General features: G+C 68.7%; 27 protein-coding genes and 1 tRNA gene. 14 read left to right on the top strand and 14 right to left on the bottom strand.

Going from position 1 to position 21,210, the window contains the following annotated elements:
* From fliM to ACZ5XO_RS04055, 10 genes are all read left to right on the top strand, one after another.
* Complete coding sequence (gene fliM / locus ACZ5XO_RS04010) at nucleotides 1-1,071, top strand: flagellar motor switch protein FliM (protein ID WP_464164029.1); 1,071 nt, start codon at nucleotides 1-3, stop codon at nucleotides 1,069-1,071.
* Between the two features lies 1 nt (nucleotide 1,072).
* Nucleotides 1,073-1,666: a DUF6468 domain-containing protein gene (locus ACZ5XO_RS04015; RefSeq protein ID WP_464164030.1), complete on the top strand. Its 594-nt coding sequence runs from the start codon at nucleotides 1,073-1,075 to the stop codon at nucleotides 1,664-1,666.
* A 79-nt stretch (nucleotides 1,667-1,745) separates the two neighbouring features.
* Nucleotides 1,746-2,693 carry a MotE family protein gene (locus ACZ5XO_RS04020; protein ID WP_464164031.1) on the top strand — a complete coding sequence of 316 codons (948 nt, stop codon included), beginning with the start codon at nucleotides 1,746-1,748 and terminating at the stop codon, nucleotides 2,691-2,693.
* A gap of 78 nt (nucleotides 2,694-2,771) precedes the next feature.
* Nucleotides 2,772-3,011 (top strand): DUF3297 family protein, encoded by a 240-nt coding sequence (locus ACZ5XO_RS04025; RefSeq protein WP_312063422.1) that lies wholly within the window; start codon nucleotides 2,772-2,774, stop codon nucleotides 3,009-3,011.
* 82 nt (nucleotides 3,012-3,093) lie between these two features.
* A complete protein-coding gene (locus tag ACZ5XO_RS04030) occupies nucleotides 3,094-4,530 on the top strand; it encodes a M28 family peptidase (protein WP_464164032.1) in 1,437 nt (478 codons plus the stop codon).
* Between the two features lie 24 nt (nucleotides 4,531-4,554).
* Nucleotides 4,555-4,639: transfer RNA gene (locus tag ACZ5XO_RS04035), tRNA-Leu, on the top strand.
* A 90-nt stretch (nucleotides 4,640-4,729) separates the two neighbouring features.
* The gene (locus ACZ5XO_RS04040; protein WP_464164033.1) at nucleotides 4,730-6,424 is read left to right on the top strand and encodes an alkaline phosphatase family protein; all 1,695 of its coding nucleotides are present in this window, start codon (nucleotides 4,730-4,732) and stop codon (nucleotides 6,422-6,424) included.
* A gap of 136 nt (nucleotides 6,425-6,560) precedes the next feature.
* Nucleotides 6,561-8,015: a pyruvate kinase gene (gene pyk, locus ACZ5XO_RS04045; protein ID WP_464164034.1), complete on the top strand. Its 1,455-nt coding sequence runs from the start codon at nucleotides 6,561-6,563 to the stop codon at nucleotides 8,013-8,015.
* A gap of 9 nt (nucleotides 8,016-8,024) precedes the next feature.
* Entirely contained in the window at nucleotides 8,025-9,065 is a 1,041-nt protein-coding gene (locus ACZ5XO_RS04050; RefSeq protein ID WP_464164035.1) for a DNA adenine methylase, read from the top strand.
* Between the two features lie 37 nt (nucleotides 9,066-9,102).
* A complete protein-coding gene (locus tag ACZ5XO_RS04055; RefSeq protein ID WP_464164036.1) occupies nucleotides 9,103-9,252 on the top strand; it encodes a hypothetical protein in 150 nt (49 codons plus the stop codon).
* Here the strand turns inward: ACZ5XO_RS04055 and ACZ5XO_RS04060 are convergent.
* The 10 genes from ACZ5XO_RS04060 to ACZ5XO_RS04105 form a co-directional block, all read right to left on the bottom strand.
* Nucleotides 9,249-9,899 carry a ribonuclease HII gene (locus tag ACZ5XO_RS04060; protein ID WP_464164037.1) on the bottom strand — a complete coding sequence of 217 codons (651 nt, stop codon included), beginning with the start codon at nucleotides 9,897-9,899 and terminating at the stop codon, nucleotides 9,249-9,251. The genes ACZ5XO_RS04055 and ACZ5XO_RS04060 overlap by 4 nt on opposite strands.
* Before the next feature lie 469 nt (nucleotides 9,900-10,368).
* The gene (locus tag ACZ5XO_RS04065) at nucleotides 10,369-10,977 is read right to left on the bottom strand and encodes a DNA-3-methyladenine glycosylase I (protein ID WP_464164038.1); all 609 of its coding nucleotides are present in this window, start codon (nucleotides 10,975-10,977) and stop codon (nucleotides 10,369-10,371) included.
* A gap of 124 nt (nucleotides 10,978-11,101) precedes the next feature.
* Nucleotides 11,102-12,079, bottom strand: coding sequence for a TraB/GumN family protein (locus tag ACZ5XO_RS04070; protein WP_464164039.1), 978 nt, complete (start codon nucleotides 12,077-12,079; stop codon nucleotides 11,102-11,104).
* An 80-nt stretch (nucleotides 12,080-12,159) separates the two neighbouring features.
* Nucleotides 12,160-12,315: a hypothetical protein gene (locus ACZ5XO_RS04075; RefSeq protein WP_464164040.1), complete on the bottom strand. Its 156-nt coding sequence runs from the start codon at nucleotides 12,313-12,315 to the stop codon at nucleotides 12,160-12,162.
* Between the two features lie 30 nt (nucleotides 12,316-12,345).
* Complete coding sequence (locus ACZ5XO_RS04080) at nucleotides 12,346-12,519, bottom strand: hypothetical protein (protein WP_464164041.1); 174 nt, start codon at nucleotides 12,517-12,519, stop codon at nucleotides 12,346-12,348.
* A 61-nt stretch (nucleotides 12,520-12,580) separates the two neighbouring features.
* The gene (locus ACZ5XO_RS04085; protein WP_292033751.1) at nucleotides 12,581-12,781 is read right to left on the bottom strand and encodes a helix-turn-helix transcriptional regulator; all 201 of its coding nucleotides are present in this window, start codon (nucleotides 12,779-12,781) and stop codon (nucleotides 12,581-12,583) included.
* On the bottom strand, nucleotides 12,778-12,930 hold the full coding sequence (locus ACZ5XO_RS04090) for a hypothetical protein (protein WP_464164042.1): 153 nt from the start codon (nucleotides 12,928-12,930) through the stop codon (nucleotides 12,778-12,780). The genes ACZ5XO_RS04085 and ACZ5XO_RS04090 overlap by 4 nt, the downstream gene beginning before the upstream one ends.
* Entirely contained in the window at nucleotides 12,915-13,232 is a 318-nt protein-coding gene (locus tag ACZ5XO_RS04095) for a hypothetical protein (protein ID WP_464164043.1), read from the bottom strand. The genes ACZ5XO_RS04090 and ACZ5XO_RS04095 overlap by 16 nt, the downstream gene beginning before the upstream one ends.
* Nucleotides 13,233-13,334: 102 nt before the next feature.
* A complete protein-coding gene (gene ygfZ, locus ACZ5XO_RS04100) occupies nucleotides 13,335-14,126 on the bottom strand; it encodes a CAF17-like 4Fe-4S cluster assembly/insertion protein YgfZ (protein ID WP_464164044.1) in 792 nt (263 codons plus the stop codon).
* Nucleotides 14,127-14,153: 27 nt separating this feature from the next.
* Nucleotides 14,154-14,699 (bottom strand): hypothetical protein, encoded by a 546-nt coding sequence (locus ACZ5XO_RS04105; RefSeq protein ID WP_464164045.1) that lies wholly within the window; start codon nucleotides 14,697-14,699, stop codon nucleotides 14,154-14,156.
* Nucleotides 14,700-14,788: 89 nt separating this feature from the next.
* On the opposite strand from ACZ5XO_RS04105, the gene ACZ5XO_RS04110 reads away from it, so the two are divergent.
* From ACZ5XO_RS04110 to ACZ5XO_RS04120, 3 genes are all read left to right on the top strand, one after another.
* A complete protein-coding gene (locus ACZ5XO_RS04110) occupies nucleotides 14,789-15,745 on the top strand; it encodes a glycosyltransferase family 9 protein (protein WP_464164046.1) in 957 nt (318 codons plus the stop codon).
* A 64-nt stretch (nucleotides 15,746-15,809) separates the two neighbouring features.
* On the top strand, nucleotides 15,810-17,147 hold the full coding sequence (locus tag ACZ5XO_RS04115) for a dihydroorotase (protein ID WP_464164047.1): 1,338 nt from the start codon (nucleotides 15,810-15,812) through the stop codon (nucleotides 17,145-17,147).
* A complete protein-coding gene (locus tag ACZ5XO_RS04120) occupies nucleotides 17,144-17,878 on the top strand; it encodes a prephenate dehydrogenase/arogenate dehydrogenase family protein (protein ID WP_464164048.1) in 735 nt (244 codons plus the stop codon). Before ACZ5XO_RS04115 ends, ACZ5XO_RS04120 begins: the two co-directional genes overlap by 4 nt.
* A gap of 6 nt (nucleotides 17,879-17,884) precedes the next feature.
* Here ACZ5XO_RS04120 and ACZ5XO_RS04125 read toward each other — a convergent pair whose 3' ends face one another.
* From ACZ5XO_RS04125 to ACZ5XO_RS04135, 3 genes are read right to left on the bottom strand one after another with little or no spacing between them, the layout of a single operon-like run.
* Nucleotides 17,885-18,805, bottom strand: a complete 921-nt coding sequence (locus ACZ5XO_RS04125) for an alpha/beta hydrolase (protein WP_464164049.1) — start codon at nucleotides 18,803-18,805, stop codon at nucleotides 17,885-17,887.
* A 28-nt stretch (nucleotides 18,806-18,833) separates the two neighbouring features.
* Entirely contained in the window at nucleotides 18,834-19,514 is a 681-nt protein-coding gene (locus ACZ5XO_RS04130; protein WP_464164050.1) for an SdpI family protein, read from the bottom strand.
* Complete coding sequence (locus ACZ5XO_RS04135) at nucleotides 19,511-19,798, bottom strand: metalloregulator ArsR/SmtB family transcription factor (protein WP_464164051.1); 288 nt, start codon at nucleotides 19,796-19,798, stop codon at nucleotides 19,511-19,513. Before ACZ5XO_RS04135 ends, ACZ5XO_RS04130 begins: the two co-directional genes overlap by 4 nt.
* 120 nt (nucleotides 19,799-19,918) lie before the next feature.
* Between ACZ5XO_RS04135 and ACZ5XO_RS04140 the strand changes: the two genes are divergently transcribed.
* Nucleotides 19,919-20,677, top strand: a complete 759-nt coding sequence (locus ACZ5XO_RS04140) for a 3-oxoacyl-ACP reductase (protein ID WP_464164052.1) — start codon at nucleotides 19,919-19,921, stop codon at nucleotides 20,675-20,677.
* A gap of 42 nt (nucleotides 20,678-20,719) precedes the next feature.
* Here ACZ5XO_RS04140 and ACZ5XO_RS04145 read toward each other — a convergent pair whose 3' ends face one another.
* Nucleotides 20,720-21,208, bottom strand: a complete 489-nt coding sequence (locus tag ACZ5XO_RS04145; protein ID WP_464164053.1) for a DUF411 domain-containing protein — start codon at nucleotides 21,206-21,208, stop codon at nucleotides 20,720-20,722.
* Nucleotides 21,209-21,210: the final 2 nt, after the last annotated feature.

Below are 21,210 nucleotides of genomic sequence, written 5' to 3' on the forward strand. Positions count from 1 at the left end.
ATGACCGACACCCTGGCGGCCGAAAACGAACTGGATCCCTTCGGCGGCGCCGCCGACATGGGCGCGGACATGGGCGCGGCCCTGTCCGAACGCGTGCTGAACCAGGACGAGATCGACAGCCTGCTGGGCTTCGACATGGGCGACGGCGACGACTCCGAACGGAGCGGCATCCGCGCCATCATCAACTCGGCCCTGGTCTCCTACGAGCGCCTGCCGATGCTCGAGATCGTCTTCGACCGTCTGGTGCGGTTGATGACGACCAGCCTTCGCAACTTCACCTCGGACAATGTCGAGGTCAGCCTCGACACCATCAGCTCGATCCGTTTCGGGGATTATCTGAACTCGATCCCCCTGCCGGCCATCCTGGCGGTGTTCCGGGCCGAGGAGCTGGACAACTACGGCCTGCTGACGGTCGACAGCAATCTGATCTATTCGATCGTCGACGTCCTGCTGGGCGGACGTCGCGGCACGGCGGCCCTGCGTATCGAGGGGCGGCCCTACACCACCATCGAGCGGGTGCTGGTGCAGCGGATGGTCGAGGTTATCCTGAACGACGCGCGTCAGGCCTTCGAACCGCTGACCCCCGTGCATTTCACCCTGGACCGGCTGGAGACGAACCCGCGCTTCGCCGCCATCGCGCGTCCGGCCAACGCCGCCATCCTGGTCAAGCTGCGCATCGACATGGAAGATCGGGGCGGCCGGGTCGAGCTGCTGCTGCCCTATTCGACGCTGGAGCCCATCCGCAAGATGCTGCTGCAGCAGTTCATGGGCGAGAAGTTCGGTCGCGACAACATCTGGGAAGGCCACCTGGCCACCGAGCTCTGGACTACGGAAACCGAGGTCCGCTGCGTGCTGGACGAGCAGCAGATCCCGCTGTCCCAGGCGCTGAATTTCAAGGTCGGGGACACCCTGATGCTGAATGTCTCGCCGGATTCCGAAGTGTCGGTGCGGGCGGGCTCCATTCCGCTGACGACCGGCAAGATGGGCCGCAAGGGCCAGCATATCGCCGTGCGGGTCGAAGGCCCGATCAACCCTGACATCGCCGCCAATCTGGGCCGAGGGAAACGCTGACATGACCGGCATCATTCTCGATTCCATTCTCATGCTGCTGCTGGTCGCGGCCATCGGCTACGGCATCAAGCTGGAGAAGAAGCTGAAGGCCCTGCGCGACGGCCAACTGGCCTTCGCCGGCGCCGTGACCGAGCTGAACGCGGCCGCAGGGCGCGCCGAGCAGGCCTTGGCCACGCTGCGCGCCTCGGGCCACGAGACCGACCTGCTGCACGACCGCATCATCAAGGCCCGCGCCGTGAAGCAGGAGCTGGAGGTGCTGATCGCCCGCGCCCCGGCTGGTCTCCCCTCCCGGTCGGCGCCTTCGCCCCAGCCTCAGGTCGAGGAGCCGGTGCTGGAGTTGAATACGCCCACGTCGCAGGTGTCGCCCCTTCTGGACGACGAGTCGCGCGCGCGACGCATGGCCTCGCTGATGGAGCGGATCGAGGGCGCGCGCGCCGTGATGAAGGCGCCCGCCGCGCGTCCCGCCGCCGCGCCGGCCGCGACCCCGACCGAGGCCTTCGCCCCTGTGCGTCAGGCCCTGGCCGCTAACCATGCTGCGCAACAGAGCCTAAACCGCGCCCGTCGTAGCCTGGACGAAGATCTTTTCGCCGCATGATGCTTGCCCCTATGCCTGACGCGCGGCGTCAGGCGGCTTGAGGGGCAAAAAGTCTGAACCGCCTTACCGAGTGCCACCGATGAGCAAGCTGCCCCGCCTTCTGCCCCTGATCGCCATCGCCATCGGCGGGGTCGTGGCCGTGCGCGCGGCGGGCGTGGCGCCGGAGCTGTTTCAAGGCGCGACCGCCTGGGCGCAGGAAGCCGTGACCGGCGAGACGCCGGGCGAGGGCGGCGGCGCCGCCAAGCCTGCGCCCGCGCCCGCCGTCTGCGCCCTGACGCCGGAACAACTGGCCCAGCAGGCAGGGATTTCGCCGGCAGAGCTGCGGATCATCCAGTCCCTGTCCAAGCGCCGCGACGCCCTGGACGCGCGTGACGCTGACTTCGCCACCACCCTGCCGCTGATGGTCGCCGCCGAGCAGAAGCTGGACGCCAAGCTGCAGGCGCTGGAAGCTCTCAAGGGCGAGATTTCCGCCCTGGTCGGTCAGGTCGACGAGAAGGAAAAGGCCGAAACCGACCGTCTGGTCGCTGTTTATTCCGCCATGCGGCCCAAGGAGGCGGCGGCCGTGTTCAACACCCTGGACGACAGCGTGCGCCTGCCCGTTGCCGCCGCCATGCGGCCCCGGACCCTGGCCGCCATCATGGCCCAGATGCCGCCCGCCGGCGCCCGCGAGCTGACCGAGAAGCTGGCCAAGCGCTTCCAGGCCCAGCAGTTCGCCGCCCGCGCCGCCGCCGCCACGGCCGGGACCGCGCCCGCCGCGACCCCCGCTGCGACGCCGGCCCCGGTGGCTGCGCCCGCGCCGACGCGGACGGCGGCCCCTGCGGCGACGACCCCGGCGACCACGCCTGCTGCTCAACCGGCGGCGCAGCCCGCCCGCCGGCCGACGCCGCGTCCCGCCGCCCAACGCCCGGCCCAGCGCCCGGCGACCCGCCCCGCTGCCGCGACGACGGCCCCGGCCGAAGCCGGTCCGCGTCCCTACGCCCCGGCGGGCGAGGCGGCCGCGGCCCCGGCGCGTCAATCGGTCCAGTAAGGGCGGCGGTCAACGCGCGGTTGGCATAGCGGCCTTGCGCCGCTATTCAGCGCGCTTCGATTTTCGCGAGACCATTCCATGTCCGACGCCCTGCCTGACCGCCTTTCGGTCGATCCCGACAGCCCTTTCCACGACGCCGACCTGCTGATGCGCGGCGTGGGCATCCGCTTCAAGGGCGAGGAAAAGACCAACGTCGAGGAATACTGCGTCTCGGAAGGTTGGGTCCGCCTGGCCGTCGGCAACCGCGTCGACCGTCGCGGCAAGGCCCTGACCGTCAAGCTGCAAGGCCCGGTCGAGCCCTTCCTCAAGGGCGAGTGATATTGGCGGGGACCTGAGGCTTTCGGTCGCAGGTCCCAACCGCTAGGGTCCCGCCTCATTCAGTGAGTCCGGGAGGCGCTTCATGTCATTCAACACCCGTATGATGGCCGTCAGCGCGATGGCGCTGGGCCTGATCGCCACGCCGGTTCTGGCCCAGGACGCCGCGACCATTCGCGCCGCCGAACAGGTGCGCGACACGGCGCTGCAGGGCAATATCGCCCTCGACTACGTCACCCAGATCACGACCCGCTTCGGCGCCCGCCCGGCGGGCTCGCGCTCGGAACAGGCCGCCGCCGACTGGGCCGCCGACTACATGCGCGCCCACGGCTTCCAGAACGTCCGCATCGAACAATTCCCTCTGGTGGGCTGGGAGCGGGGCGAGGAGAGCGCCGAACTGCTGGGCGCGCGTCCGCAGAAACTGGTCGCGGCCGCCCTGGGTCACTCGATCGCCACGCCCGCGAACGGCATCGAGGCCGACATCGTCTTCTTCGACGGTCTGGACGCCCTGCTGGCCGCGCCGGTCGGTTCGCTGAACGGCAAGATTGCGGTTGTGGACGGCGGTCAGATGGTGCGGATGCAGGACGGCTCGGGCTACGGCCCCCTGTCGCGCATTCGCGGGCAGGGCCCGACCGAGGCGGCCAAGCGCGGCGCCGTGGCCTTCGTCATGCGCTCGGCCGGTTCGGACGAACACCGCATGCCGCACACCGGCACCACCCGCTATGTCGAGGGCAAGGTGCCGCTGCCGGCCTTTGCGCTCAGTGCGCCTGACGCCGATCAGATCGCGCGGCTGGTCAAGATGGGCGAGCCGGTGCGGCTGCGTCTGAAATCCACCGCCCACACCTATCAGACCCGCAGCCAGAACGTGATCGGCGACATCGTCGGCGCGACGCGTCCGGACGAGATCATCGTCCTGGGCTCGCACATGGACAGCTGGGATCTGGGCACGGGCGCCATCGACGACGCGGCGGGCGGCGCCATCACCCTGGCCGCGGCCAAGCTGATCGCCGAGCAGGGCCGACCGGGCCGCACCGTGCGCGTGGTCCTGTACGGCTCGGAAGAGGTGGCCCAGCCGACTGACACCGGCAACGGCGGCGGCGCCTATCTGCGCAACATCGGCGCGGCGGGCGTGGAGAAGCACATCATCGCGGGCGAAAGCGACTTCGGCGCCGACCGCATCTACGCCCTGGGCCTGCCGCCGGGCGCGCAAGGCTCGGACTTCGCCAGGATCGCCGCGCGCGTGCTGCGCCCGATCGGCGTCCTGCCGTCGAACGAGCCGGAACTGCACGGCGGTGTGGACATCGGCCCGCTGGCCGGGGCGGGCGTGCCGGTCTTCGGCCTGGCGCAGGACGGGACGCGCTACTTCGACCTGCACCACACGGCTGACGACACCCTGGACAAGATCGACCCGGTGCAGATGACCCAGAACGTCGCCGCCTGGGCCGCCCTGGTGCGTCTGATCGCCGATTCAGACGTGGACTTCCGCGCCCTGCGATCGGCCGCTACACAAGCCAAGCCTTAAGGCCAGGCCTTAAGGCTTGGCGCCGCGAGCGTGGCGAAACTGGTAGACGCAGCAGACTTAAAATCTGCCGACTTCGGTCTTGCGGGTTCGACCCCCGCCGCTCGCACCAACTATCTGTCTGGCTATCTGGGCCGTTGTCTTGGCGCCGTTACGCTGGGGGGGTAGTCACCCTGCATCCTCAGCGTTTTCGGTGTTCAAGATGATCCTCAGCCGCGTTCTGGCCCCGACCCTGGCGCTCGCCCTGATGGCGGGCACGGCCCTTCCGGCCATGGCGCAGCAGGCGGCCCAACCCGCCGTGGCGACCGCAAGCGCCGAACGTGCGGCCCCGGCCCTGATCGTGACCCTGGTGATCGACCAGTTCAGCGCCAACCTGTTCAACCAGTATCGCAGCCAGTTCACCGGCGGGTTGAAGACCCTAGCCGATCAGGGCATGGTCTCGATCAACGGCTATCAGACCCACGGCGTCACCGTGACCTGCGCGGGGCATTCGACCGTCCTGACCGGGGTCCATCCGACGCACAGCGGCATCCCCGCCAATGACTGGATCGACACCACGACGGGCGAGGAGACCTATTGCCTGGCCGCGCCGCAGAACACCCTGGCGCACGGCAAGAACACGGACAACGGTCCGGTCGGCCCCGATCAACTGAAGGCCTCGACCCTGGGCGACTGGCTGAAAGCTGTCAGCCCGCAGAGCCGCGTCTTCGGCATTTCCGGCAAGGATCGCGGCGCCATCAATCTGGCGGGCCACAAGGCGGACGGCGCCTTCTGGCTGACCGAGGGTTTCGGCTTCACCACCTATGTCGAGCCGGGCCAGTCGGCTGAGGCCAGGCTGGCGCCGGTCGCGGCCGTCAACGCCCGGATGATCGACCGCTTCACGCGTCAGATGCCGACCTGGACCTATACCCACGACGCCTGCCGCCGTCTGGAAGGCCAATGGGAGATCGGCGGACAGACCTTCAACTCGACCCTGCCGCCGGCGAACGACACCATCGACGGCTCGCCGGTGCTGGACGAGTTGACGCTGGAGGGCGCCGCCGAGCTGCTGGACAATCAGCAACTGGGCCGTCGCGGCGTCACCGACATGCTGGGCGTCAGCCTGTCAGCCACGGACCGCATTGGTCACGGCTATGGGACCCAGGGGCCGGAGATGTGCGAGCAGATGCTGCGCCTCGACGCGGCCCTGGGCGTCTTCCTCGACAAGCTGTCGACCATCCCCGGCGGTGTGATCGTCACCCTGACCGCCGACCACGGCGGGTCGGACTTCCCCGAGCGTTCCTCGGTCGAGGGCTATCCGGCGGCGGGCCGCGTGGATCGCGCCCTGACGTCGCGCGTCAATGATGCGCTGAAGGCGCGGTTCAATCTGGACGCCAATCCTCTGGTTTCTTCGGCGGGCGGGCTGATCGTGGTCGATGCCGACAAGAAGTCTCTGGCCGAACCGCTGCGCAGCCAGGTTCTGGCCGCCGCTGTGGAACTGCTGAACCAGGAGCCGCAGGTGGCCCTGGCCGTGTCGCGCGATGAACTGCTGGCCGAGCCGGCGCCGGCCTCGGACAATCCCGAGGAACTGAGCGTGCGTGAACGTCTGCGTCTGTCGGCGGTGGCCGGTCGTTCGCCCGATATCATGCGGGCCTATCAGCCCGGCCTGACGGGATCGGGCCGGGTCGGCGGCGCCATTTCCAGCCACGGCTCGCCCTGGGACTATGACCGTCGCGTGCCGATCATCTTCTGGTGGCCGGGCGCGAGCGGTCAGGAGCGCTTCCTGCCGATGCGCACCATCGACATTGCGCCGACCCTAGCCCACCTGATCGGGGTCAAGCCGACGGACGAGGTGGACGGCCGCTGCATGGACCTGCCGCAGTTCGCCACGGGGCGTTGCGAGGCGCAAAAGCCGTAAAGTCGTGTTTCAGGGCTCATAAACTCATGTTTCCGCGCCGGGTGGCGGCCTTACGTCCCCGGCGTTTCATTGGCAAAAGGATTTGAAGGCCTCTGAGGGGAGGCCATGGCCGTCAGAGCCGCCTTGAGGAAACATTATGAACAGAGCCCGCCGCGCGCGCATCGTCGCGACCCTTGGACCCGCGAGCCGAGCGCCCGCGACCGTCAAGGCGCTGGCCCAGGCGGGAGTGGACGTCTTCCGTCTGAACTTCAGCCACGGCTCGCATGAGGATCACGCCGCCGCCCTGAAGGCCGTGCGCGGCGCCGAGATGGCGCTGAAGCGCCCGCTGGGCGTGCTGGCCGACCTGCAAGGACCCAAGCTGCGGCTGGGCCGCTTCGCCGACGTCGAGATCGCCATCAAGCCCGGCCACAGGATGCGCTTCGATCTGAACCCGGAACTGGGCGACGAGACGCGGGTGCAGATGCCGCACCCCGAAATCTTCAAGGCCCTGCGCACCGGCATGCTGCTGCTGATCGACGACGGGCGCATCCGCCTGCGGGTCGGCGAGCGCACCGACGAATGGGCCGAGGTGACGGTCGAGAGCGGCTCCAAGCTGTCGGACCGCAAGGGCGTGGCTGTGCCGGAAGCCGTCATCCCTGTGTCCGCCCTGACGCCCAAGGACCGCGAGGACCTGGCCTTCGCGCTTCGCCTCGGCGTCGACTGGGTGGCCCTCAGCTTCGTGCAGAAGGCCGAGGACATGGCCGAGTTGAAGCGCATCGTGAACGGCCAGGCGGCCTGTCTGGCCAAGATCGAGAAGCCCCAGGCCCTGAACGACCTGGAGAGCATCCTCGACTACTGCGACGGCGTCATGGTCGCGCGCGGCGACCTCGGCGTCGAGATGGACCCCGAAGAAGTGCCGGTGGCGCAGAAGAAGATCCTGCGCGCCGCCCGCCAGCGCGGCGTGCCGGCCATCGTGGCGACGCAGATGCTGGAGTCGATGACCAGCGCGCCCGCCCCGACGCGGGCCGAGGCGTCTGACGTGGCCAACGCCGTCTATGAAGGCGCCGACGCCCTGATGCTGTCGGCCGAGACGGCCTCGGGCGACTATCCGCTGGAAGCCGTGCAGATCATGAACCGCATCATGGAGCGGGTGGAGCGCGACCCCCTGTGGCCGGGCCTGATGGACGCCGAGCACGCGGGCATGGACATCCACGACGTCGACGCCCTGGTGGCGGCGGCGAGGAAAGCCGCCGAGGCCGCCTCGACCGCCTGCATGGTGGTGTTCACGACGCTCGGCGGCACGGCGCGGCGCATGTCGCGCGAGCGCCCCTTGCAGCCCGTGCTGGCCCTGACGCCCAAGCCCGAGACGGCGCGCCGTCTGGCCCTGGTCTGGGGGCTGGAGCCGCGTCTGGGCGACCAGCCGACCTCGCTGGAAGGCTTGACCGACGACGCGGTTGCAAGCGCCATGACCTATGGCCTGGCCGAGGCTGGCCAGCGCATCCTGATCCTGGCGGGAACGCCTTTCGGCGCGCCGGGCGCCGCGAATCTGTTGCGTCTGGCCCATGCTCCGGCCCATGTTCCGCAAGGGGCGAAGCGCGCCCGGAAGACCTGACGGGACGGAATGATCAAGTACATCGGCTCAAAGCGCGCGCTTCTGGGCCATGTCACGGGTGCGGTGCGCGCCGCCCTGCCGGACGGCGGGACGGTCTGCGACCTGTTTTCCGGCTCGGCCCGCGTCGGCCACGCCCTGAAGGGGCAGGGGTTTCGCGTCTGGTCCAATGATCACAACGCCTACGCCCACACCCTCGCCACGGCCTATGTCCAGGCGGACCGCGAACGCTGGGCGGACAGGGCCGAGGTCGTTCTGGCCGAGCTGCGAACGCTGACGCCCGAGGCCGGCTGGTTCACCAAGGCCTTCTGCGAGGACGCCCGCTTCTTCCATCCCGACAACGGCGCCCGCATCGACGCCATGCGCACCCGCATCGAGGCCATGGGGCTGGAGCCGGAACTGAAGGCCGTGGTTCTGGTCGCCCTGATGGAGGCGGCGGACAGGGTGGACTCCACCGCCGGCCTGCAGATGGCCTATATGAAGCGCTGGGCGCCGCGGGCGCTGAAGCCGCTGGAGCTGCGGCTGCCGGACCTGTTGCCGGGCGTGGCCGCCGGGCCGTGCAGGGCCACCCAGGGCGACGCGGTCGAGATCGCCGATCAGGTCGAGGCCGATCTGGTCTATCTGGACCCGCCCTATAACCAGCACTCCTATCTGGCCAACTACCACTGCTGGGAGAGCCTGGTGCTGTGGGACAAGCCCGAGACCTATGGCGTGGCCAACAAGCGGGTGGACGTGAAGACCCGCAAGAGCCCGTTCAACAGCCGCCCCGGCATCGGTCCGGCCCTGCAGTCCGTGGTCGAGCGGCTGAAGGCGCCCAACCTGATCGTCAGCTTCAACGACGAGGGCTATCTGAGCCGTGACGACCTGACGGCCATGCTGTCAGCGCGCGGCCATGTCCAGGTGGTCGAGATCCCGCGCCCCCGCTACGTCGGCGCCCGCATCGGCATCCACAACCTGAAGGGCGAGAAGGTCGGGGCCGTCGGGCGGCTGCGCAATGTCGAGCATCTGTTCGTCGTGACCGAAAAGCCACTGAGCCTGCCGGTCGCCGCCTGAGGCGGAACCAAGACGCGGGGATGCGGTTACAGGCGGCATGAGTGCCTCGACCGATCGTACGCCTGACAAGTCTTCCGAGCCGCGCCGTCGGTCGCCTGGCGGATTGCCGAACTGGTTGTTTATCGTGCTGGTCGCGGCGGTGGTCGTGATCCTGGGGCTGCTGGTCGCGGGCGCGACCGGCGGCTAGGCCGCGTCCAGAAGGGCCTTGATCGGCGCCCAGCTGCGGCGGTGGGCCGGGCAGGGGCCGAGGGTGTTGAGGGCCTGCTGGTGGATCGGGGCGTTGTAGCCCTTGTGACTGGCGAAGCCGTAGCCGGGATAGACCGTATCCATCTCGATCATCAGCCGATCGCGCGCGGTCTTGGCCAGGATGGAGGCGGCTGCGATGGACAGGGAGCGGCTGTCGCCCTTGACCACGGGCGTCACGGCGCAGGGCAGTTTGAAGCGATAGTTGCCGTCCACCAGGGCGTGAACCGGGGGATGGGCCAGGGCCTCGACCGCGCGGCGCATGGCCAGGCCCGTGGCGTGCAGGATGTTCAGTTCGTCGATCTCCTCGACCGAGGCGAAGCCGACGCCCCAGGCCAGGGCGCGGGCCTTGATCTCTGGCTCCAGGGCGGCGCGGCGCTTTTCCGTCAGGGCCTTGGAGTCGTCGATGCCGGGCGGCAGGTCGTCGGGATTGAGGATCACCGCCGCCGCCGACACAGGCCCGGCCCAGGGCCCACGCCCGGCCTCGTCCACGCCGCAGACATGACCGTTCCACGCCGCGCGCGCCTCAAGCTCCAGCATCAGGGTGGGGAAGGGGCGGTCGATCCTGGCGGCGGCTTTGGGCGGCTTCATCGCGCGTCAGTGCCACGAACGGGCGCGGGGCGGAAGGTGGTCGTCCGGTCGCAGCTCGGCGAACCTATTCCCTCCAAGGAGGTGGGCGAGGGTTGCCTCTGCATCTTACAGGCAGGCCGATTTGGCGGCACAGGCATAGGTCAATCCGACAAAGAACACCGCCACAGGATTTACGACGAGAAGTCCGAGGAAGGCCCAGGCTGCGCGCGCTCCAAACTTGGAATATGCCCAGCAGACCAATGCCAACCAAGCGACCAAGGCCGCGCCGCCTGCCCATGGGAACCCTTCGATCCACGTAATTGAAATCAGGATCGTGGCCGCAACTGCCAATGCGTAACTGGATAGGAGGACGGCAGCGAATGACGGGCGACGAGGTTTGGACAGACCGATTGTCATAGCTTCCCCCACAAGCTGTACCGTTAGCACTGCACATTGCAGATGAACCCGTCTAGGGGCGGCGGAGTCCAAATCAGGCCTTGGCGACGACGCCCGCCTCGCCCACTTCCCCATGCCGGAAACACGTCGTCTGGTGGTCGTTGACCATGCCGACCGCCTGCATGAAGGCGTAGGTGATCACCGGGCCGCAGAATTTGAAACCGCGGGCCTTCAGGGCTTTGGCCATGGCGACGCTTTCGGCGGTCTGGGTCGGGGCCTCGCGGAAGTGGCTCCACTGGTTCACCAGAGGCTGTCCGCCGACGAAGGACCAGAGCCAGGCCGAGAAGTCCTCTCCGTTGTCCCTCATCTCCAGCCAGATCCGGGCGCCGGTGATGGCGGCCTCGATCTTGGCGCGTGAGCGGATGATGCGCGGGTCGGCCAGCAACCGGGCGCGGTCGGCGTCGTCATAGCGGGCGATGATCTCGGGATCGAAGCCGTGGAAGGCCTCGCGCATGCCCTCGCGCTTTCTCAGGATGGTGATCCAGGCCAGCCCGGCCTGAAACCCGTCCAGCACCAGCTTTTCCCACAGGGCGCGGGGATCATACTCGGGCACGCCCCACTCGGTGTCGTGATAGGCGATGTAGAGCGGGTCGGTGGTCCCGCACCAGCCGCAGCGGCCTTCAGCCTTTTCGGATTCGGTCATGGAGCGATGTTGCTGGAATGTTCTGGGGGCGCAAGGGGTAAAGATTGCGGTGAAAACGCCCCCGCCGTCACCCCCACCCAACCCTCCCCCATCAAGGGGGAGGGCTTTATGATGAAGCCGAAGCCTACAGCCGCTCGACCGTGAAGCCCTTCGCCTTCAGCATGTCGATGACGCTGTCCTGATCGGCCAGGTGGGCGGCGCCGATGGCGACGAAGGCGGTTCCCGAACCCTTCATCATCGTCTCGATCTGGTCGGTCCAGTCGGCGTTGCGCACGATCAGGGCGGCGCGGTGGACGTCCGGATGGATGTCGCGGGTGTCGAGGCGGTTCAGGCGGCCGACCTCGGCGGCGTCACCCTTGAGCCAGGCGGCGACGGTCTGATCCAGCTTGGGCACGATCTGGTCGCCGTGACGGACATAGTTGTTCAGATAGGCGATCTGGGCCTCCTCGCTCATCCCCGCGATCAGGCGCAGCTGGATGTCGGCGGTCTCGAAGCCGCGGATGGTCTTACCCTCGGCGCGGGCCCGGTCCATCAGGGTCTTGTCGACACCGGCGTCGGGGCGATAACCGGCCTGGAGCGGCGTGGTTCCGGCGACCATGAAGGCGGCCAGCCAGGGGCGGTAGGCGTCCATGGCCGCGCCGCTGGCGCCGACGCCCTGGGCGGCCTTGTCGAAGGCGGCGAAGTCCTCGGCCGACAGGATCGACGACAGGGGGCGGTCGGGGGTGACGCCGTGCTGCTGGGCCACCCGGGCGGCGACGCTCGGGTCGTCCTGATCGGCCACCTCGACCCAGAACTGGTCGGCGCTGGCGAAGGCGGCGTCCACCTTGTCGGAACCCCAGGCCGTGCCGGGGCGCAAATAGTGGATGGTGCCGAACAGATAGACGGTCGAGTCCGCGTCCCTGACCACCCACAGCGGCGGACCGGCGCCCTCGGCGCGGGGGATGGCGGGGGCGGCGATGGCGGCTGCCGGGGCGGTCTGCTGGGCGTGTGCGGCGCCGGGGAAGGCGGCGAGCACAGCGCTGGCGGCCAGTGCGGCGCAGGCGCCGAGGGCCAGGGGCGAGACATGGTTGGCCGTACGGCCCATGCGGTTGGCGAGGGTCATTGGATCGTCCTTGGATTGTCGGGGTGTGGGAAAGGGCGCCGATCAGGTCGGCGAAGGCGTCGGCCCGGCGGGCCGGAAGATCAGTGCGTGGTCGAGGCGGAGGCGATGACAGCGGCGGGCTGGCTATGGCCGAAGGTGGGGACGGCCTCGATGGCCGTGGCGATCAGGAAGGCGCCGCAGACGCCCAGGGCGAAGCCCGAGAAGCGGTCGACGATGACGGAGTAGAGGTTGAACATGGGTCTGATCCTGAAAATGAGCTGAGGGGCCTAGCGGGCGGCGATGGAGGCGGCGGGGGCGGCGGGGGCGTCGAACCAGGCGGCGGCCTGGCCGGGGCTGGGGATCAGCATGACGGCGATGCAGATCAGCAGGGCGCCGCAGACGCCCAGGGCGAGGTTGGAGACGTGTTCGGCCGCTTGGCCCATGCGGTTGGCGCAGGTCATTATTTAGTCCTTTGAATGTCGGTGTGTTTTTGAGGGTTGGCGGGCGCGAGGCTCGCCGAAATCACTGAACGAAGATGGCTTCGATCGGTCGGCCGAAGAGGCGCGAGATGCGGAAGGCCAGAGGCAGGGAGGGGTCGTAGCGGCCCTTTTCCAGCGCCTGGACGGTTTGACGGGAGACGCCGAGTTGTTCGGCGAGATCGGCCTGGGTCCAGTTGCGCTCGGCGCGGAAGACCTTGAGGCGGTTGACGAACTCGCTGGTCATCGGCGCGCCATCCACCAGCCGCACCAGGCGACGCCGTAGCCGACGGCCTGGGCGGCGAAGACGCCGAGGACGCCTGCGGCGACCAGGGCCGCGTCCGAGCGCTGCACGAAGGCCGGCAGCAGGTTCACGTCCATCAGCGTGGCGGCCACGACGCCGGCGCCGCCGACGACTCCAGACCCAGGTTGCCGCCCCACCACCAGGCCCACTTGTGGGCTTCCTGGGCGGCTTCATCGAGAGCGCGCCACCAGTAGAGGCTGTGGATGGCGGAGAAGACGGCGACGGCGGCGGCCAGCAGGACCACGCCCAGTTGCGGGGCGCTGCCCAGTTGGGCGGGCCAGAAGGGCGTGGCGACGGTCAGGCCGGAGGAGACCACCACCAGAGCGCACAGGCCCACGGTCAGGTCGTCCATCTTCTTCTTGTTGGCGGCGGCGGTCTTGGTTGCGGTGTTCATGACAAGCTCCCCTGTCGTTGTGACAAGTGAACTTTACCAACGCCGCGTTCTGCGTCAAGCGACTTTTACATCATGATAAGCAGATTTTCCGTCTTTCTGAAATTAGCCTTGAAAATCAGGGATCCAGCGGGGCTTTTCGGCGCGCACGGGGCGGCCGTCGACGCTCAGATCGCCCTCCAGTCGGTCCAGACGCATCAGGGCGATGGCGCGGCCGTCGGCCCCGGTCATGACCTCGCCGGCGCGAAGTTCGCCATTCAGCACCTCGGCGCCGCGTTCGGGGGCGGGGCCGTCGAAGGCGATGGCCATCATGCGGTTCTTGATCGTGCCGCGCCGCTTCATGCGCGAGGTGGTCTCCTGACCGATGAAGCAGCCCTTGTGGAAGTCGATGCCGTTCAACAGGTCGAAGTCCGCCTCGATGGGATAGGTCTTGTCGGTGAGGGTGTCCGCCGTCGGGTCCGGCACGCCGAGGGCCAGACGGTGCGCCTGCCAGTCGGCCTCGGTCGCATCGGTCTCGCACTGGTCGCCCCAACGGCGACCGCCGAGTTCGGGCAGGCGGGGATCGGGGACGAAGCCTTGGGGCGTCTCGTTCCAGGCGACGAAGACGGCGTCGGGGATGGGCATGACCTCGACGCTGGAGCGCAGCTTGTACATCGACAAACGCTGGACCAGGGCGTCGCGGCGATCGGCGGCGACATCCAGCACCACGCCGTTCTCCTCGCCCCACAAGAAGAGGTCGAACAGCAGCCGGCCGGGCGGGGACAGAAGGGCGCTGAAGCGCAGGCCCCCGGGTTCCAGGGTCTCCACGTCCTGCGTCAGCAGGTTGTGCAGGAAGGGGCGGGCGTCAGGGCCGGTGACGCGGATCAGGGCGCGGCTGTCGAGGCGGGCGATGGACATGCGGCCAAGATAGGGAGGGGCGGGGCCCTATACCACCGCATACCTTGCCGTGACCCCGTCGGGCTGGAAGTCATGCTCGGCCAGTCGGTCCAGCGAGGCGAGGACGCGGGCGAGGAAGTCCTCGAGATCGCCGTCCTCGATGGCGGGGCGCAGCCAGTCGGTGACGACGGCGCGGGCCGGATAGGTCCCGACCGGGCCGGGGACGCTGAGCGCCACCTCGACCCCCTCGGCGATCCAGCCGGCGACTGTGGCGAAGAAGTCCAGGCCCGCCAGGAAGTCCGAGCGGCGCACGACATAGAGGGTGATCTCGCCCCGTTCGACGCCGTCGGGACGGATGATGACGCCGCTGTGGTCGGGCCGCCAGTCGTCGGACAGCTCGACCGCCCGCCACAGGCAGAACCAGACGCGGCAGGTCTGGGGCCTGATCTCATGCACAGAACAGCCCGCCCCGTCGACGCAATAGCCGCACAGCTCGCCCGTCGGCTTGGCCAGCTCGGGCAGGTTCAGCGGGATCACGCGGCAGCACTCGACGCAGCCGCCGCAGGTCCGATCGGGGAGGAGGGGCAGGGACATGGGCGGCGTTTAGCGCAAGGTGAGCGGGAAAGCGCGGGGCTCGGTCATCACCGCTGAATTCCGTGGAGAATCCCTCTAGGCTCGCCGCCATGCATGGGCGGTTTCCGATCCTCTATATCGCCGAGGCGGACGCAGAAGACGCGGTCCTCTCGTCGGGGACGCTCGCCCATCTGGTCGAGGCCATCCCGCAGGCCACCTTCACCGTCGTCGGATCGCCGGCCAGCGCCCCACTGTTCGCGGACACTCCAAGGCTGGAGCGGCTGATCGTTCTGGACCGCGACGGTCGCTGGGACTGGATCGCCCTGTGGAACCAGGTGCGTGAGACCAACTGGGGGCTGGTGGTCGACATGCGCGGCTCGACCCTGTCGGGCAAGCTGCGGCGTCAGAAGCGGGCGGTGAAGGGCAAGATCCTGCCCGACGTCCATCTGGTCGAACAGGCGGCGCGGGTGCTGCAACTGGACGAGATTCCGGCGCCGAAGCTGTTCGTCGGGCGCGATACGCAGGAAGCCGCCGACGCCCTGATCCCTCCGGGCGAAGGTCCGATCCTGGCGATTGGTCCCGGTGTGGACTGGATCGGCAAGCGCTGGCCCGCCGACCGTTACGCCAAGGTGGCCCTGTCGCTGTTGGGCGAAGACGGGCCTCTGGCCGGCGGGCGGCTGATGATCGTCGGCGAGGAGGCCGATCGCGACGCGGCTCACTCGATCCGTTTCGCCGTCAAGCGCGAGCGGGTGATCGAACTGCAGGGGCGGCTGACGCGGCTGCAGACGGTCGCGGCCCTGTCGCGAGCCGACTTCTATATCGGCGGGGACTCGCTGTGGACCCAGCTGGCGGTGGCGGCGGGCGTGCCGGCGGTGGGCGTGTTCGGCCCCTCGGACGAGACCCTGCGTCGCCCCTGGACCGGGGTGGCGGTGCGCGGTCCGCGCAGCCTGCAGGAGTTCGTCGACCTGGATCCACGCCTGAACCAGCACATCCAGCACATGATGGACCTGCCCTATGAGCGGGTGCTGAAGGCGTCGAAGAAGCTGCTGGCGCAACTGGCCGACTGAGCCGTCGGGGGTTCCCCCTGAGGCCTCAGGCGCGCATAAGCGCTCGACCTCAGGAGATGCGCCCATGACCCAGACCTATGACCTGATCGTGCGGGGCGGCGAAGTCGCCAACCACGCCGGACGCGGCAAGGCGGACGTCGGCGTCATCGATGGCCGGATCGCCTTCATCGGCGACCTGTCGCAAGCCTCGGCGGGTGAGGTGTTCGACGCCACGGGCCTGACGGTCCTGCCCGGCGTCATCGACACCCAGGTCCACTTCCGTGAGCCGGGTCTGGAGTGGAAGGAAGACCTCGAGACCGGCAGCCGCGCGGCGGCTCTGGGCGGCGTCGTCGCCGTGTTCGAGATGCCGAACACCAATCCCAACACCACCGATCCCGACACCATGGCCGACAAGCTGGTGCGGGCCAACAACCGGATGTGGACCGACCACGCCTTCTATGTGGGCGGCACGCACGAGAACGCCGAGCATCTGGCTGATCTGGAGCGCTTGCCGGGCTGCTGTGGGGTCAAGGTCTTCATGGGCGCCTCGACCGGCGACCTGCTGATCGCCGACGACGAGGGGGTGCGCAAGGTCCTGTCCAACGTGCGCCGCCGCGCCACCTTCCACTCCGAGGACGAATACCGACTGGTCGAGCGCCGCAGTCTGGCCCGCACCGGCGACTGGACGAGCCATCCCGAGGTCCGCGACGCCGAGAGCGCCATCATGTCCACCCGCCGTCTGGTCGGGCTGGCGAAGGAGACCGGCGCCCGTATCCACGTCCTGCACGTCACGACCAGGGACGAGATGGAGTTCCTGCGCTTCCACAAGGACGTCGCCACGGTCGAGATCACGCCCCAGCACCTGACGCTGGTCGCGCCGGAAGCCTATCAGCGCCTCGGCGCCTACGCCCAGATGAATCCGCCGATCCGCTCGCAGGAGCACGTCGACGCTCTGTGGCTGTGGGGGATGCAGCAGGGGGTGGCCGACGTCCTGGGCTCGGACCACGCGCCGCACACCAAGGAAGAAAAGTCCAAGCCCTATCCGGCCTCGCCGTCGGGCATGCCGGGGGTGCAGACCCTGGTGCCGCTGATGCTGACCCATGTGGCGAACGGGCGGCTGTCGCTGGAACGCTTCATCGACCTGACCTCGGGCGGGGCGCAGCGGGTGTTCGGCACGGCGAACAAGGGGCGGATGGCGGTCAGCTATGACGCCGACCTGACCATCGTCGATCTGAAGGCCAAGAAGACCATCACCCACGATCAGCAGGCGACGCGCTGCGGCTGGACCCCCTTCGACGGCTTCGAGACGACGGGCTGGCCGGTGGCCACCATCGTGCGCGGCCGGGTAGTGATGAAGGACGGCGAACTGATCGGTACGGCGCACGGCCAGCCGGTCCGGTTCCAGGAGACGCTGGCCGGGTGAGCAGCCCCAAACCCCAACTCGGCCTGATCGGCTTCGGCGCCTTCGGGCGGCTGACGGCCAGGCATCTGTCGCGCTGGTTCGACATTCTCGCCCATGACCCGGCGGCGACGGATGGCGAGGGGGTGGCGCGGCTGACGACGCTGGAAGAAGCCGCAGCCTGTCCCGTGGTGGTGCTGGCCGTGCCGGTCGGGGTTCTGGCCGAGACGGTGGCGGCCATCGCGCCGCACGTGACGCCCGGCGCCCTGATCCTCGACGTCGGATCAGTGAAGGTGAAGCCGGCGCAGGTCATGCTGGAGGGTCTGCCGGAGGGCGTTGAGATCGTCGGCGCCCACCCCCTGTTCGGTCCTCAGAGCGGCAAGGACGGCATCGCCGGTCTGCGCATCGCCGTCTGCCCGGTGCGGGGCGGCAAGGCGGCGTGGCGCGTCGCCGCCTTCTGCCGCAAGGCGCTGGCGCTCAAGGTCTTCGTCGTCACGCCCGAGGATCACGACCGCGAGGCGGCGACGGTCCAGGGCCTGACCCATCTGATCGCCAAGGTTCTGCTGGCTATGGAGCCCCTGCCGACGCGCATGACCACGACCAGCTTCGAGCGCGTCATGCAGGGCGTCGATATGGTCCGCCACGACAGCGCGGCGGTGTTCCGCGCCATCGAACACGACAACCCCTACGCCGCCGAGGTCCGCCGCCGCTTCTTCGATCTGGCCGAGCAGGCGCGCGCAGAACTGGACGGGTAGGGCGCCTCAGCGCTGCGCCAGGATGAAGTCGGCCACGGCAGGAGCGACCTCTGCGCCCAGAGGTATGGAGGCGTCGCCATAGGTGGCGGCGTTGCCCGCTGGGTCAGCAGGGGCCGGGCGCAGGACGTGGTTCAGACCCTCGAAGACAATTCGTTTGGCCTTGGGTTGCGCCGCCAGAAGGGTCTCGCTGTTGGCCGGAACCACCTGGATGTCGGTCGAACCATGGCCCAGCAGGACCGGACGATCATAGGCGGCGATCAGGGCCTGGGGGTCCACCACGAAGTAGGAGATCAGATAGGGCTGGATCGACGGGCGAAACAGCACGGCCAGGTAGGGCGGAATCTCTGCGATGGTGCGACCGGCTTCCAGCTCGGTCATGATTTGATCGACTTCGGGTTTGACGGCGGGCGGCAGTTTGGGGTCGAGCTGGCGACGCAGTTCGACATTGGCGCGCACGCCGACCGGCGACAGAAGGACCAGTCCGCAGACGTGCGGATTGTCCACCGCCGCCGCCTGGGCGATCAGGGCGCCTTCCGAATGACCGATCAGCCAGACGCAGGGCGCGTCTGTCTTCTGTGCGGTGAGAGACGCCCAGGCCTTGGCGTCGTCGATATAGGTGTCGAAGGTGAGGTCAGCCTCGCTGGTCGCGGCGGGGGCGCTGGCGGCGATGGCGCGCTTGTCGAACCGGACGGTGGCGATGCCGCGCTCGGCCAGGCCCTCGGCCAGTTGGCGATAGACGCCGCCGGTGACGCCGATGGGGCTGTTGCCGTCGCGGTCGGTGGGGCCGGAACCGGCGATGATGACGGCGGCGGCGCGCGTCGGGCCGTCCGGCGTCAGCAGGGTTCCGTGCAGGGCGGCGGGCGTGGAGGCCAGCTCGACGGGCGTCGAAACCGGCGAGAACAGCAGGGCGGCGGCGAGGGTCAGCATGCTTGTCTCCGTCTTGAAGGGGGTGAGATCAGAAGGGTTGCCGGTCAGGGTCGGCGCGCCAGACGCGCCAGCTCTCGAAGACCGACCAGGCGGCGGCGATCAGAACCCCGGCGATCAGCAGGCTGAAGCCCAGCGGCTGGGGCAGGACAGGGGCGGTGATCAGGCCGAGCAGACCCAGCCAGAACAAGAGGCGGCCCGCCAGCCGGTTGGAACGGTCCCAGGCCAGGCGGCTCTTGTAGTTCCAGGGGGTGCGGACGCCGATGACGGGGTTGGGCGCGATCCGTCCCATGAAGGCGCCCAGGACGGCGAACAGCAGGCTCATCAGGGCGGCCGTCATGGCCATGGACAGGCCCGGTTGCGAAGCGCCGCGTCCCAGGATCATCCACACCATGAAGCCGCTGGTCCCGACGATGGCCAAGAGGGAGACCAGTTGCCCGATCTCGAGACCGCGACGTCGCGCGGCGTCCGGGGTACGCTTGGCGTACCAGCTCATCGGTCCGGCGGTGATCGCCGCCATGAAGGCCATGAAGCCGATCAGGCCCGACAGTTCGCTGCGGTCGCCCCAACGGTCGGGTTGGCCGTGAATGTCGAAATGCATGGGGATGGCGCCTGTCGGGCCGGCGATCTGGACGCCGATGGCGACTGCGATCAGGCCGACGACGGTCAGACCGGTCAGGGCGTCCAGCAAGGTAAAGCGGGGAATGGTCATGTCGGCGTCTCCTCCTCATTCGTCCTGCCTGTTCCGCTCAGGTCCATGAGGAAGGCCAGAGCTTCTTCAACCGCCGATATCTCCAGCCGGTAGCGGATCGACTGGCCGTCGCGTTCGGGGCTGACCAGACCAGCCTCCTTCAGCGCATTGAGGTGGCCGGTGATCGTCGGCCAGCTCATGTCGAAGACGGCGGCGATGTCGCCGGACGCCAGCGGTCCCGCCCTCAGCATGGCGATGATGCGTCGTCGCACCGGATGGGACAGGGCCTTGAACAGGCTGTTCATGAGGGAGAATCCTAATTAGGAATTTAGCTAAATGCAACCCGTGTTCGGTCAGGCGCGGCTGGCCTTCGGCGGTCGCCCGGCCTATGGCTGAGGTCGTTTCCCCTGCTGCGAGTCGTTCTCATGGAAATCCGCGATCAGATTGTTCTCATCACCGGCGGCGCGCGCGGCGTGGGCGCGGCGGCGGCGCGGGCCTTCGCCGGTCAGGGCGCGCGGGTGGTCATCAACTGGCGCGCCAGCGGCGAACAAGCCGAGGCTCTGGCCGCTGAGTTGGGCGAGCGCGCCGTCGCCATCAAGGCCGACGTGACGGACCGCGCAGCGGTGGAGGCCATGGTGACGAAGGCGCAGGCCCATTTCGGCGCGCCGATCAGCACCGTGGTCAACAACGCGCTCGACTACAGCTTCAACGGCGACGCGCGCGCCCAGATGGCCGACATTCCGTGGGAGGACATGGACCGCCAATTCTCGATTGTGATCCGCGGCGCCCTGAACGTCATCCAGGCGACGACGCCGGGCATGAGCGCGCAGGGCTTCGGCCGGGTGGTGAACATCGGCACCAACCTGTTCCAGAATCCGGTGGTGCCCTATCACGACTACACCGCCGCCAAGGCGGCCCTGCTCAGCCTGACGCGGACGGCGGCGGGTGATCTGGGCCCGTCGGGCATTACGGTCAACATGGTCTCGGGCGGGCTGCTGCGGACCACGGACGCCAGCGCGGCGACGCCGGACGCGGTGTTCGACCTGATCGCCGGAATGACGCCGCTGCGCTCGGTGACGACGCCGCAGGAGTTCGCCGACGCGGTGCTGTTCTTCGCCTCGCCGTGGAGCCGGGCGGTGACAGGCCAGAACCTGGTCGTTGACGGCGGGCTGGTCAGGGACTGAAGACGAAAAGGCCCCGCTGGCGAACCGGCGGGGCCTTTGTCTTTAGCGGCGAACCGGGGTCGCGCCCTCGAAGGTCATGAAGCGGGCGGGGGCGCCGCCGCCGAAGCGCATGACGTCATAGCGTTCGGGGGCGTAGCCCGGGGCCTCCATGCCGGGCGAGCCGGTCGGCATGCCGCCCACGCCGATCCCGCGCGCGGCGCCCGGGGATTTCAGGAAGGCGTCGACGGCGGCGGCGGGGACGTGGCCCTCGATCACCTTGCCATCGACGACGGCGGTGTGGCAGCTCCAGAGGGATTCCGGCACGCCGAGGCGGACCTTGACCGGGGCCAGGTCGTCGGTCGAGACGACGCGGATGGCGTAGCCGGCCTTGCGCATATGCTCGACCCAGCCGCCGCAGCAGCCGCAGGAATCGCTCTTGTAGACGGTCATGTCTGAGGCCTGGGCCACGGTGGGCAGGCCGTTCAGCAGGAAGCCCGCGCCGCCCAGGAGGACGGCGCCGAAGGCGAGGGTGGCGATCTTCATCCGGTTCATGA

Source organism: Brevundimonas sp. T2-11 (genome assembly GCF_055397675.1).

Coding starts and splice junctions, on each gene's coding strand:
- ACZ5XO_RS04020 (WP_464164031.1), top strand. CDS start 1,746: ATGAGCAAGCTGCCCCGCCTTCTGCCCCTGATCGCCATCGCCATCGGC.
- ACZ5XO_RS04080 (WP_464164041.1), bottom strand. CDS start 12,519: ATGACCTGCGCCAACCGCATGGGCCAAGCGGCCGAACACGTCTCCAAC.
- ACZ5XO_RS04015 (WP_464164030.1), top strand. CDS start 1,073: ATGACCGGCATCATTCTCGATTCCATTCTCATGCTGCTGCTGGTCGCG.
- ACZ5XO_RS04135 (WP_464164051.1), bottom strand. CDS start 19,798: ATGAACAGCCTGTTCAAGGCCCTGTCCCATCCGGTGCGACGACGCATC.
- ACZ5XO_RS04055 (WP_464164036.1), top strand. CDS start 9,103: ATGAGTGCCTCGACCGATCGTACGCCTGACAAGTCTTCCGAGCCGCGC.
- ACZ5XO_RS04060 (WP_464164037.1), bottom strand. CDS start 9,899: ATGAAGCCGCCCAAAGCCGCCGCCAGGATCGACCGCCCCTTCCCCACC.
- ACZ5XO_RS04140 (WP_464164052.1), top strand. CDS start 19,919: ATGGAAATCCGCGATCAGATTGTTCTCATCACCGGCGGCGCGCGCGGC.
- ACZ5XO_RS04070 (WP_464164039.1), bottom strand. CDS start 12,079: ATGACCCTCGCCAACCGCATGGGCCGTACGGCCAACCATGTCTCGCCC.
- ACZ5XO_RS04105 (WP_464164045.1), bottom strand. CDS start 14,699: ATGTCCCTGCCCCTCCTCCCCGATCGGACCTGCGGCGGCTGCGTCGAG.
- ygfZ (WP_464164044.1), bottom strand. CDS start 14,126: ATGTCCATCGCCCGCCTCGACAGCCGCGCCCTGATCCGCGTCACCGGC.
- ACZ5XO_RS04085 (WP_292033751.1), bottom strand. CDS start 12,781: ATGACCAGCGAGTTCGTCAACCGCCTCAAGGTCTTCCGCGCCGAGCGC.
- ACZ5XO_RS04050 (WP_464164035.1), top strand. CDS start 8,025: ATGATCAAGTACATCGGCTCAAAGCGCGCGCTTCTGGGCCATGTCACG.
- ACZ5XO_RS04040 (WP_464164033.1), top strand. CDS start 4,730: ATGATCCTCAGCCGCGTTCTGGCCCCGACCCTGGCGCTCGCCCTGATG.
- ACZ5XO_RS04065 (WP_464164038.1), bottom strand. CDS start 10,977: ATGACCGAATCCGAAAAGGCTGAAGGCCGCTGCGGCTGGTGCGGGACC.
- ACZ5XO_RS04095 (WP_464164043.1), bottom strand. CDS start 13,232: ATGAACACCGCAACCAAGACCGCCGCCGCCAACAAGAAGAAGATGGAC.
- ACZ5XO_RS04110 (WP_464164046.1), top strand. CDS start 14,789: ATGCATGGGCGGTTTCCGATCCTCTATATCGCCGAGGCGGACGCAGAA.
- ACZ5XO_RS04030 (WP_464164032.1), top strand. CDS start 3,094: ATGTCATTCAACACCCGTATGATGGCCGTCAGCGCGATGGCGCTGGGC.
- ACZ5XO_RS04115 (WP_464164047.1), top strand. CDS start 15,810: ATGACCCAGACCTATGACCTGATCGTGCGGGGCGGCGAAGTCGCCAAC.
- ACZ5XO_RS04130 (WP_464164050.1), bottom strand. CDS start 19,514: ATGACCATTCCCCGCTTTACCTTGCTGGACGCCCTGACCGGTCTGACC.
- ACZ5XO_RS04125 (WP_464164049.1), bottom strand. CDS start 18,805: ATGCTGACCCTCGCCGCCGCCCTGCTGTTCTCGCCGGTTTCGACGCCC.
- fliM (WP_464164029.1), top strand. CDS start 1: ATGACCGACACCCTGGCGGCCGAAAACGAACTGGATCCCTTCGGCGGC.
- ACZ5XO_RS04025 (WP_312063422.1), top strand. CDS start 2,772: ATGTCCGACGCCCTGCCTGACCGCCTTTCGGTCGATCCCGACAGCCCT.
- ACZ5XO_RS04145 (WP_464164053.1), bottom strand. CDS start 21,208: ATGAACCGGATGAAGATCGCCACCCTCGCCTTCGGCGCCGTCCTCCTG.
- ACZ5XO_RS04075 (WP_464164040.1), bottom strand. CDS start 12,315: ATGTTCAACCTCTACTCCGTCATCGTCGACCGCTTCTCGGGCTTCGCC.
- pyk (WP_464164034.1), top strand. CDS start 6,561: ATGAACAGAGCCCGCCGCGCGCGCATCGTCGCGACCCTTGGACCCGCG.